Genomic DNA, 13,525 nt, shown 5'->3' on the forward strand with positions numbered 1-13,525 from the left:
CGTTAGGGCGTCTCTTCATCCCACACGATCTGTGCGTCGCCTGCACGCATGTCACCCTTCGCACGGTCGAAGCGCAGGTAAGCAAGCGCCCGGTCGCCGGAAACAGTCATGAGTGTTCCGACCGACTTTCCATCGGTCAGAATTTCAGTGCCAACTTCTGCGGGGCCCGCCACCCGCACCTGCGCCAAACCCTTGCGCAATGCGGTTTTGTGCTTCATGCGCGCAGTCACTTCCTGACCAACATAGCAGCCTTTGCGGAAGTCCACGCCACTCAAGCGTTCAAAGCCCACCTCAAGGATGAATGTGTCGGGCGTCAGCTCTATACCCGTCTGCGGCACCTTTTGCGCCACATAAAGTGCGTCCCAATCCACGTTGTCATCGGTCTGTGGCATGTCACGGTAAGCACGCCACCCCAAGGCTGCGTCGCGGGGATCGGGGTGCCCGTCTGGTGGGACGTCACCGACACCGCGGTGCATATGCAGCGCAGCGGTCTCGATCTGCACATCTGCACGCAGCTTATACATCATCAGTCGCTGGCTTAGCATGTCGCCAAGACTGTCATCCACATCCAGCAAGACAGCATCATGATCAGCGACAAGAAAGAAATCCGCCAGATATTTTCCTTGTGGGGTCAGCATCGCCGCATAGACCAGCCCCTGGTCCAGCTTGGTGACATCATTGGTGACCAGACCTTGCAGGAAATCGCGGGTGTCGGTTCCGATCAGGCGCAGGATGCGGCGGTTTGGCATGGGTCATATCCTTTGCAACACTCTGCATCACATATATGACTGCGCCACCGGACCAAAAGAGGCAAAAGATGCGCGCCCCGATCTCAGTGATCATTCCAACCCTGAATGCCGTGGACGCATTGCCCGGTTGCCTTGGTGCATTGATGGAAGGGCTTGACGCCGGTCTGATCCGCGAAGTGATTGTGAGCGACGGCGGCTCGCGCGATGCGACGGGGGCGACGGCGCAGGCCTGGGGGGCCGAGGTGCTGCATGGTCCGGCCTCGCGCGGCGGGCAATTGCGGCGCGGGTGTGCCGCGGCAAAGGGCGACTGGCTGCTGATCCTGCATGCCGATACGCAGCTGGGCGAAGGCTGGCCAAAGGCAGTCCGGCCCCATCTGGAGGGCGAATTGGCTGGCTGGTTCCGGCTTTCCTTTGCCGGGGGCGGACTGGCGGCGGCGCTGGTCGCGGCATGGGCCAATCTGCGCAGCAGATTTGGGTTGCCCTACGGAGATCAGGGGCTGCTGATCCCGCGCCGTCTTTATGACGTCGTCGGCGGGTACTGTGATCAGCCGCTGATGGAGGATGTGGCCCTTGCCCGCACTCTGCGCGGCAAGTTGACGGGGCTGCCTGCAACAGCCATCACCAGCGCAGAAAAATATCGCACGCAAGGCTGGATGCGCCGCGGTACTCGAAACCTCTGGACGCTGGCGCGATATTTTGCCGGGGCCTCGCCAGAGCAACTGGCCGCACGATACGACCGTCCGACGCAATCGTGATCACCCGAACAGGGCTTGCCCCAAACGTTGCAGGATTGTCGGTTTTTCGCCGTCATCGCTGCGCTGGCGCCCCCTGAGCGCGCGCAACCCGTGCGCGTCTGAGACTGTCTTGCCTTCCTGAAACTGCAGGCGGTAAAGGTCGGCGTATATGCCGCCGCGCTCAAGCAGTTCTTCGTGGGTGCCTTCGTCCATGACGCGGCCCCGGTCCATTACGATAATTTTGTCCGCACTGCGGATTGTGGACAGGCGGTGTGCGATCACAAGTGTTGTGCGCCCTTCGGACAGACGATCAAGGGCATCCTGCACCATCTGTTCCGATTGGGCATCAAGCGCGCTCGTGGCTTCGTCCAATAGCAGGATCGGCGTATCGCGCAGCAGGGCGCGGGCGATGACCACACGCTGGCGCTGGCCACCGGAAAGGGCAGAACCGCGCGGTCCCACGCGCGTGTCGAGCCCATGCTCCAGACTGGGAAGGAAGTCTGAAACGTGCGCGGCGTCCAGAACGCCTTGCAACTGCGCGTCGCTGACGTCTTCGCGGCCAAGCACGATGTTTTCCCGCAGGGTTTCATCAAACAGCAACGCCTCTTGCGTGACCACGGAAAACAGCCCGCGCAGATCCCGCAGCCGCAGTGACGTGGCAGGCTGATCTCCGATCAGCACAACGCCGGCCTGCGGGTCAATAAGTCGCGTCAACAGATTGAAAACAGTCGACTTACCGGCGCCCGACGCGCCGACCAAGGCGGTTGTTTGACCCGGTTCAGCGTGCAATGTCAGCCCGTCCAGCACCTTGGCCTCGCCATAGGCCAGATCCACACCCTCAAGCACCACGCCCGGCGTGCCAGCGGGTAGCGCGACTGGGGTCTTGGGATCTTTCAGACGCAGGGGGGCATCCATCAGTTCCTTGATCCGTTCAAGCGCGGCTGCCGCGACCTGCCACAAACCGCTGATCGCCCCCAACCGGCGCAGCGGGCTAAAGGCAAATCCCATGGCTGTAAAGAAGGTCATGAACTGGCCGATGGTCTTATCGCCCGAGATGATCTCGGCCCCGCCATAGAGAATGACAGCCATGAACCCCAGACCCGACATGATGTCGATCAGTCCGGGGATTGCCGAGTTGCCAAAGGCGGCACGTACTTCGGTCTTGATAAATGTTCCGGTCATGTCGCGGTACTGGCGCGCCTGATACTGCTCAAGCGCGTTGAGCTTGATCTGAACGATGCCGTGAAACACTTCGTCCAGCCGCGTGGCCAAGCCAGCCCCTAGATCACGCGCCTCGCGCGAACGGCGACGCACGAAACGCTGGGCGGCGGCAGCGGGGAGCACCATCAGGGGGATACCGACACAGGCCAGCAATGCCCAAATCGGATCAATGGCGATGGCAACGCCCAAAAGAACCAGCAAACCGATAAAATCGCGGCCTGCGCCGGTGATGACCGCGCGCCAGACATCGCCCACGGCATTCACATCCGATTGAACCCGCTGCACCAGAAATCCGGGCGGGTGGGTCTGATGAAACGCCCCGTCCTGCCGCATCATGCGATCCAGCAGGTCGATGCGCATATCGGCCGCGGTTTTCTGCGCCACGCGGGTCAGCAGCACCTTCTGGATGACCCCGGCAAAGGCCCGCAGGATGAAGATGCCCATCAGGACGACCCCAACCCAGACCAGCGCGTCATCGCGACCGCCGACAAAGACGAGATCGAACATCGGTTCCATCAGACGCGCCAGTGCGCCCAGCGTCGCCCCTTCGATGGCCATAAAGAAAACGGCCACCAGCATGGTTGGTGAATGCTTCTTGAGGTAGGCCCCCCAGATCCAGCGCAGCAATTGCCCGGACGTATAGGTCTGGTCGTTCATAACCGTTTCAAACTTCCCTTGGGCCCGTAGTCTCAACGATTTACGCGGGAGTGCGGGGCAGGGCAAGCGCTCTGCGGTGTTGACGCTGCACGCGGGCGGGCTAGTGTCCCGACAATCCCGCACAGAAAGCAGTTACATGACCACTGAGACTTCGCTTGCGCACGGGCGCTCTTATCTCGCCATTCCCGGACCTTCGGTGATGCCGGATGAGGTGCTGCGCGCCATGCACCGGGCGGCCCCCAATATCTATTCGGGCGCGCTGATCGACATGATGCCGGGGCTGCTGGCGGATGTGCGACGCGTTGCCCGGACGAAACATCATGTAGCGATGTACATCGGCAATGGTCATGCCGTGTGGGAGGCCTCACTGGCCAATGTTGTCGGGCCGGGGGATAGCGTGCTGGTCCCGTCGACGGGCCACTTTGGAACAAGCTGGGCCGGCATGGCGGAAAGCCTTGGGGTCACCGCGCACGTTCTTGATTTTGGCAAGCGCGCGCCGATGGATCTGGAGCGAGTGGCAGACACCCTTGCCGCAGACAAAGCGCATGAAATCAAGGCTGTGCTGGCCGTACACGTGGATACGTCGACCTCAGTGCGCAACGATATTGCCGGGTTGCGTCAAGTACTCGATGCGGCGGATCACCCCGCCTTGCTGATGGTGGATTGCATTGCCTCGATGGGATGCGATGCATTCGAGATGGACGCCTGGGGGGTCGATGTGGCGATGACGGCATGCCAGAAGGGGCTGATGGTGCCGCCCGGCGTCGGTTTTGTTTTTTTCAACGATCGCGCTGCTGCGCGGCGCGCCGAGATGGCGCGGGTCAGCTCGTATTGGGACTGGACGCCGCGCGCGCACGCTGACAGCTTTTGGCAATACCACTGCGGAACCGCCCCGACGCAGCACATGTATGGCTTGCGAACCGCCTTAGATATGATCCACGCCGAGGGGATCGAGAATGTCTGGCACCGGCACGAGGTGCTTGCAGAGGCCATTTGGGTGGCCTGTGAAGCCTGGGGGAAGACAGGACCATTCGAGCTCAACATTATTGAGCGTGCGCACCGTAGCAGAGCGGTGACAGCCCTGCGATTGCAGGCCCCTTACGCCACAGCACTGCGGGAGTGGACACAAAGCCGGATCGGCCTGACGCTGGGTATCGGCCTGGGCATGGTCGCCTCCGATGATCCCAATTGGCACGGGTTCTTCCGGCTGGGGCACATGGGACATGTCAACGGCCAGATGATCATGGGGTTGTTGGGTGGCATGCAGGCGGGGCTGCGGGCCCTTGATATCCCCCACGGGGAAGGGGCGCTGGATGCCGCAGCTGAGGTGATTGCCAGAGGTTAGCGGCGCGCTAGGCGCGGGTTTGCTCAATTCGCCGGATAAGCCAGTTTACACCCCAGCCCAGAGCGGCAGCAGCAATCAGCCCCCAGATGGCCCAGATCACCATCAGGATCCATGTCAGGTTCACGCCAAACATGACGATGCAGGCTGACGTGTAATTCGGGGCAGCGGGGCGGTCTGATGTATCGCGCATCTTGGGTCTCGGTCTCTGAATGACGATAAGTCTAGCATGTCATTCCGCGCCGTCAGCCCTTTTTTGCGGCCTCCAATGCGCCGGGCAAGGCGGCGGCAAAAGCAGCAAGATCGCTTGGTGTGCCGCAACTGATGCGGATGCACCGGTTTTGTGGGGCGACAAAAGGCATGCGCACAAAGATGCCGCGTGCGACCAATTCATCAAGCACGGCTTTCGCGAAAGCCCCGTCCGCACCGCAATCAATTGTCACAAAGTTCGCGGCTGACGGGAGCGGGGACAGCCCATTGTCGATGGCAATCTGGGCAATTTGATTTTGGGAGTGTGCAATTTTCTCAAGCACCTGTGACAGATACGACTGATCGGCCAGGGCGGCCTCCGCGCCCGCCTGAGCGGCGCGGTTCATGCCGAAATGATTGCGCACTTTGTGGAATGCAGAGATCAGGTCAGGATGCCCCATCCCATAGCCGACACGGGCTCCGGCCATGCCATAGGCCTTGGAAAAGGTGCGAAACCGGATGATCCGTGGATCATCCAATGGCAGTCGCAAGGCGGTGCCGTCGGGCGCGGTATCAACATACGCCTCATCCAGCACCAGCAAGGTTCCCTCTGGCAGAGAGGCCATTGCTGCTGCGAGGTCTGCACCAGTGTGCCAACTGCCCATCGGATTGTCGGGATTGGCCAGATAGACCAGTTTTGCATCCACTTCTGCGGCTTTGGCAAAAAGGGTCGCGGGGTCTTCGTGATCATCGACATAAGGCACCTTGTGCAAGGTGCCGCCATATCCCGCCACGTGGTAGTTGAATGTCGGATAGGCCCCGTCAGAGGTGACTACCGCATCGCCCGGACCCACAAAAAGGCGCACAAGATAGCCCAACAGCCCATCTATGCCCTCGCCCACAATGATGTGGTCCGGCGTTGTCCCATGGTGCGCGGCAAGGGCCATTCGCAATGTGTGGCTTTCCGGATCGCCGTACATCCAGTGCCCTGTTTCAGCCATCGCCGCGATGGCCCTGGGCGATGGCCCGAACACGTTCTCGTTGGCGCCCAGCCGCGCCGCAAAAGGACGGCCTCTGCTACGCTCCTGCGTCTCGGGGCCGACAAAGGGCACGGTGGCGGGCAGGGATTGGGCGAGCGGGGTCAGGCGAATATGGGTCATGGCGGTTGTGATAGGGTCGGTCTGCCGGGGGGGCAAGTGGTTGGCAACGGGCAAAGTCGTTCTTATATGAGAATCGTTCGCAACAACAGAGGCGATATCATGCCCAAATTCACCCGACGTGGTTTTATCGCGGCGACGGCCGCCGCCGGAACGCTGCGCATCGCGCCGTCCATGGCCACAAAGCCGCCGGTCCGGCGGGTATTGACCCTTGTCTATGACAAGTCACTTGGCATGATGCGGGCGGTCGACCGGCTGGTGCCGTGACGTAGTACTGGTCAGTCGCTAGGTGATGCGGTGTTATGGTGCTGCCCAATCAGGAGGTTTCCATGTCCCGCGTATCTGTCACCTACGAAAATCACATCGCACATGTGCGCCTGACCCGCGCTGACAAGCTGAATGCCGTGGATCAGGATATGATTGATGCGATCATTGCAGCAGGGCAGGAGGTTGCCGGTTCCGATGCCCGGGTGGTGGTGCTGTCCGGAGAGGGCAAGGCGTTTTGCGCGGGCATTGATATTACAGGCCTGTCGGGGATGATGGGCAAGGACCCAGCGGATCTGCTGATGCCGCGTACCCACGGTGAAGAGACCACCAACCAATGGCAGGAAGTCGCCATGATCTGGGCACGGCTTGAGATCCCCGTTGTCGCAGCGCTGCATGGCGCGGTCTACGGCGCGGGGCTGCAACTGGCGCTGGGTGCCGATATGCGCATTGCCAGCCCTGACGCACGCCTTGCTGTGATGGAGATGAAGTGGGGCATTGTACCGGATATGGGTGGGATGGTCCTGCTGCCCCGGTTGGTGCGCTCTGATGTTCTGCGTGTGCTGACCTATACGGCCACCCCCATTTCGGCCGAGCAGGCCGAAAGATGGGGCATGGTCACGGAGCTGTCTGATGATCCGCTAACACGCGCCATGGAAATGGCGGGTGTGATCGCAGGCAAAAGCCCATCGGCAATAAGGGCTGCCAAGCGGTTGATTTCATTTGCAGAGGCGTCGGATGCAGACGCAATTCTGGAAGCGGAATCCCGTGAGCAGGCGGACCTGATCGGCAAGCCGCACCAGATGGAAGTGATTGCCGCGGAGTTTGGCAAGCGACCGGCGGTCTTCAAATAGGCAGGCCTGATCCAAGTGACGCGCTGGCGCGCGATTCCGCTTATTGGTGCCCGCCGCGGGCCTGAGCCCGTCTGTTTCAGACAAGCCGCTTGCCGCCATCGCAGGATCCGGTCCTTGCTTGTGTCAGCGCATAAATTTGCGACGCGCTTCGACAGCGATGTTGTAGCGCAGTTCAAGATCCGCAATTTGCCTTGAAGCTTCAGTGCGGGTGGCCTCGGTCGTGGCGGCAGTGAAGGCCTGGCGGGCCTGCTTGAGCTTTTCCTTCAGCGCGAATTCTTCGGGAACAACACCGGCTTCGGCCATGATCCGGTATCCTGCAGAGGTCGCTGCTTCGGCGTCGGTTTCAGCACGGCGCGGGGGCAGGGGCTTGCCCTCACCCTGCAGGCCGCTCAGCCCACCAGAGGCGCGGGATTTGGCGATCTGCTGTTCGATAAGTTGTCGAAAGCTGCGCATAATCCCAAGTCTACTCCATTTCGGTGAGGCGGTCCAATGCGGCCTGCAATTGCGCGGCCTCTTCGAGGCGCGCGTCCAGATTGGATTGTGCTTCGGCGACCACCTCTTCGGGGGCGGAGGCGGCAAATTTTGGATTGTTCAGCCGTCCCTTGAGACCACCGATTTCCTTTTGCAGCTTGTCCATGGATTTGCGCAGCCGCGCCTTTTCCTCGGCGATGTCGATGAGGCCCGCCAGTGGCAGGCCAAAGGTTGCGCCGGGCGCAGGGATAGAGACGGTCCCTTTTGGGAAACTGTCAACCTTTTCAAGGCTCTCCACACGGGCGAGGCGTTTGATCATCGTCTCGTTGTTGTCCCATGCCGTTTGTGCATTGGCGCTCATTGAGCTGAAGACCATCGGTACCTGCAACCCGGCAGGCACATGCATTTGCGCGCGGGCAGACCGGATGTTTTCGATCAGGCCGATCACCCAGTTAAGTTCTGCATCGGCATTCGCGTCGAGCAGCGCGTCGGTCGTGTAGTCGGGCCACGGGGCGTGAACCAGCATTTTGTCCCTGTTTCCAGTGGTTTGCCACAGCTCTTCGGTGATGAAGGGCATGATGGGATGCAGGAGGATCAGGCATTGATCCAGCACCCAGCCAAGGGTCTTGCGGGTCTCTTCTGAACCCTCAGCGCCGTCCTGCAGCAGCGGTTTTGACAGCTCCACATACCAGTCGCAGACCTTGCCCCAGACAAAGGCATAAAGCGTGTTGGCTGCATCATTGAAACGGTAGTTTTTCAGTGCTTCATCAACGGCTTCGCGGGTGCGCGCGGTCTCTCCGATGATCCATTTATTGAGCGTCTGTGTAACGTCGGTATCACGTCGGTGTTGCGTCGGTATGTCGAACACACCGTTCATTTCGGCAAAACGGTGAGCGTTCCACAGCTTAGTGCCAAAATTGCGGTATCCCGCGATGCGCTGCGTGCTGAGTTTCAGATCGCGCCCCATGGCGGCCATGGCTGTCAGCGTGAAACGCACAGCGTCGGCCCCGTATTCGTCGATCAGTTCCAGCGGGTCGAGCACGTTGCCGGTGCTCTTGGACATTTTCTTGCCCTTCTCATCCCGGACGAGGGCGTGGACGTAGACTGTATCGAAAGGTTTTTGCCCCACGACTGCATATTGCATCATCATCATTCGGGCGACCCAGAAGAAGATGATGTCGAACCCGGTGATCAGTACAGAGGTTGGAAAGTACTTTTGCAGTTCGGGCGTGTTTTCGGGCCAGCCGAGCGTGCCGATGGGCCAGAGGCCGGAGGAGAACCAGGTGTCGAGGACGTCGGGGTCGCGCGTTAACGACTTTCCGGGCGCTTTGGCCTGTGCCTCAGCTTCTGTAGGCGCGCAGTACTCGTTGCCTTCCTTGTCAAACCACACTGGTATCTGATGCCCCCACCACAACTGGCGAGAGATGCACCAGGGTTCGATATTCTCAAGCCAGTGGAAATAGACCTTCTTGTCCTGCTCGGGGAAAATGGCGACCTCGCCTGAGCGGACCGCGTCAATCGCAGGGCCGACGATCTTGTCGGTGGCCACGAACCATTGGTCGGTCAGCATCGGCTCAATGACCACTTTGGAGCGGTCGCCAAAGGGCTGCATGATCTTTTTTGCCTCGACCAGCGGGACAAGCGTGTCTTCGCGCGCTTCGCCCCCCTCTTCGGGGGCGAGGGGTTTTGCGGCGGCCTTCCCTAGACGGGGGTCGTGTCCTTGGGTCATCACGGCGAGGCCTTCGGCGGTGATGTCAGCGACCACGGCCTTGCGCGCCTCGAACCGGTCCATGCCACGATACGCCTCGGGGACCATGTTCATGGCGGAAATCTTGGCCTCGTCAAAGTCCTCCTCGCCATTGACAATGCGTTGCGCCACGGCCGCTTCCTGGGCATAGGGGTTGCCATCGCTGCGCATCGCGCCGCGCGTGTCCATGAGATTGTACATCGGGATGCCACCTCGCTTGGCGACTTCGTAGTCGTTGAAGTCATGCGCCCCGGTGATCTTCACCGCGCCCGAACCAAAGGTGGGGTCGGGGTAGTCATCGGTGATGATCGGGATCATGCGCCGATGTTTTTTCGGGCCGACAGGGATTTCACATAGTTTACCGATGATTGGAGCGTAGCGTTCATCTGATGGATGAACGGCGACTGCGCCATCGCCCAGCATCGTTTCTGGTCGCGTGGTGGCGATAGAGATGTAATCGCGCTCTTCTTCAAAGAGCACCTCCCCATCTTCACCCTTTTCCAAATACCTATATGTCTCGCCATCCGCCAAGGGGTACTTGAAGTGCCACATGTGACCGTCGGTCTCAATATTCTCCACTTCCAAGTCCGAGATCGCTGTCTCGAAATGGGGGTCCCAGTTGACGAGCCGCTTTCCGCGATAGATCAGGCCCTTGTCGTACATATCGACAAAGACCTTGATGACCGCGTCATGAAAATTGCCCTCTTCGCCCTGCGGCGCATTGGGGGCGCCCGACATGGTGAAGGCATTGCGTGACCAGTCACAGGAGGCGCCAAGGCGCTTGAGCTGCTCAATAATCGTGTCGCCGGACTCGGACTTCCATTCCCAGACCTTTTCCAGAAATGCCTCGCGCCCCAGTTCGCGGCGCCCGGGCTGCTGGGTTTCGGCTAATTTGCGTTCGACCACCATCTGGGTGGCAATCCCGGCATGGTCCTGACCGGGTTGCCACAGCGTGTCAAACCCGCGCATCCGGTGCCAGCGCATCAGGATATCCTGCAGCGTGTTATTGAATGCGTGACCCATGTGCAGAACGCCTGTCACGTTGGGCGGCGGGATCATGATGCAAAAGGTGTCGTCGCGGCTTGCATTGGCCCCGGCCTTGAAGGCACCGGCCTGTTCCCAGGCCGCATAAAGCCGTGCTTCGGCTTCGGCTGCGTCAAATGTCTTGTCGAGTGCCATCGGGCGATCCCCTCTTGCGGTTTGAGGGGTGATCTAGCCGAGGATGACAGGGAGGGAAAGGCCCACGCGGCATGCGTTCGGGCGTGGTGATTTCAGGCCAGCTCTGATTGGTTCAATTTGCTGACAAGATCGGTGAACTTCTCGGCTGTCAGGGGTTTCTGAAAATAGTCGTGGATCACCGAGAAGCTTTTGGCACGGGACTGGTCACGCGGGTTCAGGGAGGTGGTCAGCATCACCACCACCGATGGCATGAACGCTTCGCCGAATTCGGCGACAGAGGCGTCCAGCATCTCAAACCCGTTCATACGCGGCATATTGATGTCCAGCAGGATCAGGTCAGCCGGGATGGCCCCGGGTTTGCGCATGTGGGCAATCGCGTCTTCGGCCATGGGAAAGCACAGCACCTGTCTGGCCAGACCCGTACGGTCGATGGCGCGCGCGTGCAGTCTGTTGTCGATTTCGCTGTCATCGACAAGAAGGACGGTATCAATCGGCTTGAGCGGCATCGATGATCTCCGATGAGAGTGGGATGATGGATGCGGCGCGGGTTGCCTGGCCACGCATCATCGTCGGAAAGCACGTGGCCCGCGGGGGTGTGCTACCAATTCTGCGAGGGTACCTTTGCCAGGGATGGCCAGCAGGTACGCGATGATCATAAACGGATACAGCAAGATCAGCGGATCGGCGCCCGTAGTGTCGCACAAGGTCAGGCCAGTTGAGGCGAAAAGCACGCCAACAATCAGTGTCTCAATGCGACTAGGCAGGAAGTTGCAGATGCGATCCATGATCGATGCCTCCATTCCCGCTGCGGGTGCGGGCGGGTATGGCAGGATTACGGGCAAATAGTTAAGGGGGCGTGTAGACCGTCTATTCGGCTTGCGGGATGACCAGTGGTTCGCGATGGCCTTGGCGGATGACGTTGGGATCGTAGGGCGTGCGGGCAAAGACTTCGTTGACCATTGGTCGGAAAAAGTCGAGCGGCAAGGTGTCGTAGGCGGGATCAAAGCTGGACTGGTCCCAGCGTTCGCAAAATGCGACGCAATCGTCAAAATAGATGTTGCCCTTGTGGTGGTCGCGTTTGTGGGGGTTTCCGCCCACGTGGTGGCCGTAATAGACCATCTGGAAATCACCATGGGTCGCGACGCACCATGTGCATTGTTCCCGCACGAAAGGACGCAGGATCGCGGCGGCGTATTCGTCGTGATTGTAGGGGGCATAGATGTCGCCGATGTCATGTAGCAGGGTCGAAACGATCCAGTCGATATCGGCCCCGTCGCGAAAGGCGCGGGTGGCGGATTGCAGGGAATGGCCCAGTCGTGTGATCTGGTAGCCTGACAGGCCTTCATCCAGATCCACCAGTGCTTTGAGCAAGCGGTCTGCGGTCCCTTTGGTGTGCTCAACCTCGTGGCGGGTGAGGAATTCGTACTCTTCCTTAGTCCCGTCTTTCATCTGGGTGAATGCGACCTTGTCCATCAGACGTACATGCCTTTGCTGTTGACCTTTGCGCCCGCCATCATGGCCTGCGATTGTGCCGTGCGGACTTCATCGTAGATCGCGAGGCTGGCGGGCGTAAAGGGCTGCGTGGGCGCGGCGACGTTGATGAAGTTGCCGACCCGGTCTGCGCCGCGCACCAGCATGGCGTAATCCTTGTCCGCAACCTGCTGGGCGATTTCGGGTGTGCAGTAGCGGATCACTGCACCGATGCGGCGGTCATTCGTGGTATTGGCGCCCGAGCCATGGATCGTCAGCCCGTGATGCAAGGAAATCTGACCGGGGTGTAGTTCAATGGGCACTTTGTCGCCTTCGGCCACATCCACCTGCACTTCCTGACCGCGGCTCAAAAGGTTGTCGGGATCATCGCTGTCGGCATGGGGCAGGATCGCGTTCTTGTGGCTGCTGCGTACAAAGTCCATGCACCCCGAGGCAGGGGTCGCGGGCGAGAGGGCCAGCCATGCCGTCACCAGCCCGTCAATGGCGCCGAGGCCCCAATAGGTAAGATCCTGATGCATAGTGACCTTGTGGGTGGTGCGGGGTTCCTTGATGAAAAACTCGACGGCGTAGATCAGGATGTCAGGGCCCAGAATGCCCTCGACGACATCAAGGATACGCGGGTCCGCGCCAATCTTGTAGGCAAGGGGCAGGACGTATTGAGCGTTCACCCTTTTGTAGGTGCTCAGCGGAAGGAGCAGACCATTGTCGAGCCATGTCTGTTCGATCTCTTCAAGCTCAGCCCGCAGGGATGCTGCGTCTTGCGGGGGCATGACCTGCAACGGGAAGAGAAAGCCGTCATCCCAATAGGCCGCTTGCTGATCGGCGGTGAGATGACCATCGGGCAGGGGTTGCGTGTCGCGCATGGGAACCTCCGTCTTTCCGGTTCAGAGTGACTGCAAACGGTCGCGATTCTAGCGCTTTTTCGACAAACGCACTTCGCTTTCAGACCCGGCGGTCGATCTTTGTGCTGAGATGGATCAGGCTTTCGGAGGATTTTACGCCGCGCGCCTCACCGATGCGATCCAGGGTCTCGTCCAGCTCTTGCGTGGTGTTGGCCGCAATTTGCACCATCAGATCAAAGCGTCCGGATGTGGTGTGAACCAGTTGCACGCCCGGCAGGCTTTTGAGCCGGGCGAGAACCGCAGCCCCTGAGCGGGGTTCGATACTGACAAGGGCCGTTGCTGCCAGCGGCGCCCGGGCGCTGGCCCCCAGACGCAGGGTATAGCCCTCAATCATGCCGCTGCGTTCCAATCGCTCAAGCCGGGCCTGAACCGTGGTCCGCGCGAGCCCCAGCATCCGCGCCAGGTCAGCGATGGGTTTGCGGGCGTTTTCCTGCAGGGCCGCGATGAGGGCCTGATCTTTTTCGTCTAATTGCATGGTCGTTCCGTCATTTCGATTCTTTAGTGGCGCTTTTTCGTCAGCTTGACGCATGAAATCGTCCGTGTTCAAGGGCAGAGTCATGCAAAAGAT

14 protein-coding genes are annotated in these 13,525 nt (G+C 60.2%); 4 read left to right on the plus strand and 10 right to left on the minus strand.

Translation table 11 applies throughout. The features are described from left to right. Positions 1-2: 2 nt before the first annotated feature. Positions 3-749: a CAF17-like 4Fe-4S cluster assembly/insertion protein YgfZ gene (gene ygfZ / locus H9Q16_RS02565; RefSeq protein ID WP_191073796.1), complete on the minus strand. Its 747-nt coding sequence runs from the start codon at positions 747-749 to the stop codon at positions 3-5. Positions 750-817: 68 nt separating this feature from the next. Between ygfZ and H9Q16_RS02570 the strand changes: the two genes are divergently transcribed. Beyond that, a complete protein-coding gene (locus tag H9Q16_RS02570) occupies positions 818-1,504 on the plus strand; it encodes a TIGR04283 family arsenosugar biosynthesis glycosyltransferase (protein ID WP_191073797.1) in 687 nt (228 codons plus the stop codon). Here the strand turns inward: H9Q16_RS02570 and H9Q16_RS02575 are convergent, their stop codons facing one another. Next, a complete protein-coding gene (locus H9Q16_RS02575) occupies positions 1,505-3,361 on the minus strand; it encodes an ABC transporter ATP-binding protein (RefSeq protein WP_191073798.1) in 1,857 nt (618 codons plus the stop codon). Positions 3,362-3,497: 136 nt separating this feature from the next. On the opposite strand from H9Q16_RS02575, the gene H9Q16_RS02580 reads away from it, so the two are divergent. Further along, entirely contained in the window at positions 3,498-4,706 is a 1,209-nt protein-coding gene (locus H9Q16_RS02580; protein WP_191073799.1) for a pyridoxal-phosphate-dependent aminotransferase family protein, read from the plus strand. A gap of 7 nt (positions 4,707-4,713) precedes the next feature. Here the strand turns inward: H9Q16_RS02580 and H9Q16_RS02585 are convergent, their stop codons facing one another. Together H9Q16_RS02585 and H9Q16_RS02590 are read right to left on the minus strand one after the other, a co-directional pair. After that, positions 4,714-4,896 (minus strand): hypothetical protein, encoded by a 183-nt coding sequence (locus H9Q16_RS02585; RefSeq protein ID WP_191073800.1) that lies wholly within the window; start codon positions 4,894-4,896, stop codon positions 4,714-4,716. A 52-nt stretch (positions 4,897-4,948) separates the two neighbouring features. After that, complete coding sequence (locus H9Q16_RS02590; protein WP_191073801.1) at positions 4,949-6,052, minus strand: pyridoxal phosphate-dependent aminotransferase; 1,104 nt, start codon at positions 6,050-6,052, stop codon at positions 4,949-4,951. A gap of 99 nt (positions 6,053-6,151) precedes the next feature. Here H9Q16_RS02590 and H9Q16_RS02595 point away from each other — a divergent pair, with 99 nt between their 5' ends. Together H9Q16_RS02595 and H9Q16_RS02600 are read left to right on the plus strand one after the other, a co-directional pair. Further along, a complete protein-coding gene (locus H9Q16_RS02595) occupies positions 6,152-6,316 on the plus strand; it encodes a Tat pathway signal protein (protein WP_191073802.1) in 165 nt (54 codons plus the stop codon). 62 nt (positions 6,317-6,378) lie between these two features. Next, on the plus strand, positions 6,379-7,167 hold the full coding sequence (locus H9Q16_RS02600) for a crotonase/enoyl-CoA hydratase family protein (protein ID WP_191073803.1): 789 nt from the start codon (positions 6,379-6,381) through the stop codon (positions 7,165-7,167). 123 nt (positions 7,168-7,290) lie between these two features. On the opposite strand, the gene H9Q16_RS02605 is transcribed toward H9Q16_RS02600, so the two are convergent. From H9Q16_RS02605 to H9Q16_RS02630, 6 genes are all read right to left on the minus strand, one after another. Beyond that, positions 7,291-7,620: a DnaJ family domain-containing protein gene (locus tag H9Q16_RS02605; RefSeq protein ID WP_191073804.1), complete on the minus strand. Its 330-nt coding sequence runs from the start codon at positions 7,618-7,620 to the stop codon at positions 7,291-7,293. A 10-nt stretch (positions 7,621-7,630) separates the two neighbouring features. Continuing rightward, positions 7,631-10,564 carry a valine--tRNA ligase gene (locus H9Q16_RS02610; protein ID WP_191073805.1) on the minus strand — a complete coding sequence of 978 codons (2,934 nt, stop codon included), beginning with the start codon at positions 10,562-10,564 and terminating at the stop codon, positions 7,631-7,633. Between the two features lie 92 nt (positions 10,565-10,656). After that, complete coding sequence (locus H9Q16_RS02615) at positions 10,657-11,070, minus strand: response regulator (RefSeq protein WP_191073806.1); 414 nt, start codon at positions 11,068-11,070, stop codon at positions 10,657-10,659. 361 nt (positions 11,071-11,431) lie between these two features. Beyond that, positions 11,432-12,037, minus strand: coding sequence for an HD domain-containing protein (locus tag H9Q16_RS02620; RefSeq protein ID WP_191073807.1), 606 nt, complete (start codon positions 12,035-12,037; stop codon positions 11,432-11,434). Next, a complete protein-coding gene (locus H9Q16_RS02625) occupies positions 12,037-12,918 on the minus strand; it encodes a phytanoyl-CoA dioxygenase family protein (protein WP_191073808.1) in 882 nt (293 codons plus the stop codon). The genes H9Q16_RS02620 and H9Q16_RS02625 overlap by 1 nt, the downstream gene beginning before the upstream one ends. Before the next feature lie 79 nt (positions 12,919-12,997). Continuing rightward, complete coding sequence (locus H9Q16_RS02630; protein WP_191073809.1) at positions 12,998-13,432, minus strand: Lrp/AsnC family transcriptional regulator; 435 nt, start codon at positions 13,430-13,432, stop codon at positions 12,998-13,000. Between the last annotated feature and the right edge of the window lie 93 nt (positions 13,433-13,525).

This window comes from Sulfitobacter aestuariivivens, from assembly GCF_014763045.1.
Lineage (GTDB): Bacteria > Pseudomonadota > Alphaproteobacteria > Rhodobacterales > Rhodobacteraceae > Sulfitobacter > Sulfitobacter aestuariivivens.

Coding starts and splice junctions, on each gene's coding strand:
- H9Q16_RS02605 (WP_191073804.1), bottom strand. CDS start 7,620: ATGCGCAGCTTTCGACAACTTATCGAACAGCAGATCGCCAAATCCCGC.
- H9Q16_RS02625 (WP_191073808.1), bottom strand. CDS start 12,918: ATGCGCGACACGCAACCCCTGCCCGATGGTCATCTCACCGCCGATCAG.
- H9Q16_RS02620 (WP_191073807.1), bottom strand. CDS start 12,037: ATGGACAAGGTCGCATTCACCCAGATGAAAGACGGGACTAAGGAAGAG.
- H9Q16_RS02630 (WP_191073809.1), bottom strand. CDS start 13,432: ATGCAATTAGACGAAAAAGATCAGGCCCTCATCGCGGCCCTGCAGGAA.
- H9Q16_RS02590 (WP_191073801.1), bottom strand. CDS start 6,052: ATGACCCATATTCGCCTGACCCCGCTCGCCCAATCCCTGCCCGCCACC.
- H9Q16_RS02595 (WP_191073802.1), top strand. CDS start 6,152: ATGCCCAAATTCACCCGACGTGGTTTTATCGCGGCGACGGCCGCCGCC.
- H9Q16_RS02610 (WP_191073805.1), bottom strand. CDS start 10,564: ATGGCACTCGACAAGACATTTGACGCAGCCGAAGCCGAAGCACGGCTT.
- H9Q16_RS02585 (WP_191073800.1), bottom strand. CDS start 4,896: ATGCGCGATACATCAGACCGCCCCGCTGCCCCGAATTACACGTCAGCC.
- H9Q16_RS02600 (WP_191073803.1), top strand. CDS start 6,379: ATGTCCCGCGTATCTGTCACCTACGAAAATCACATCGCACATGTGCGC.
- H9Q16_RS02575 (WP_191073798.1), bottom strand. CDS start 3,361: ATGAACGACCAGACCTATACGTCCGGGCAATTGCTGCGCTGGATCTGG.
- H9Q16_RS02570 (WP_191073797.1), top strand. CDS start 818: ATGCGCGCCCCGATCTCAGTGATCATTCCAACCCTGAATGCCGTGGAC.
- ygfZ (WP_191073796.1), bottom strand. CDS start 749: ATGCCAAACCGCCGCATCCTGCGCCTGATCGGAACCGACACCCGCGAT.
- H9Q16_RS02615 (WP_191073806.1), bottom strand. CDS start 11,070: ATGCCGCTCAAGCCGATTGATACCGTCCTTCTTGTCGATGACAGCGAA.
- H9Q16_RS02580 (WP_191073799.1), top strand. CDS start 3,498: ATGACCACTGAGACTTCGCTTGCGCACGGGCGCTCTTATCTCGCCATT.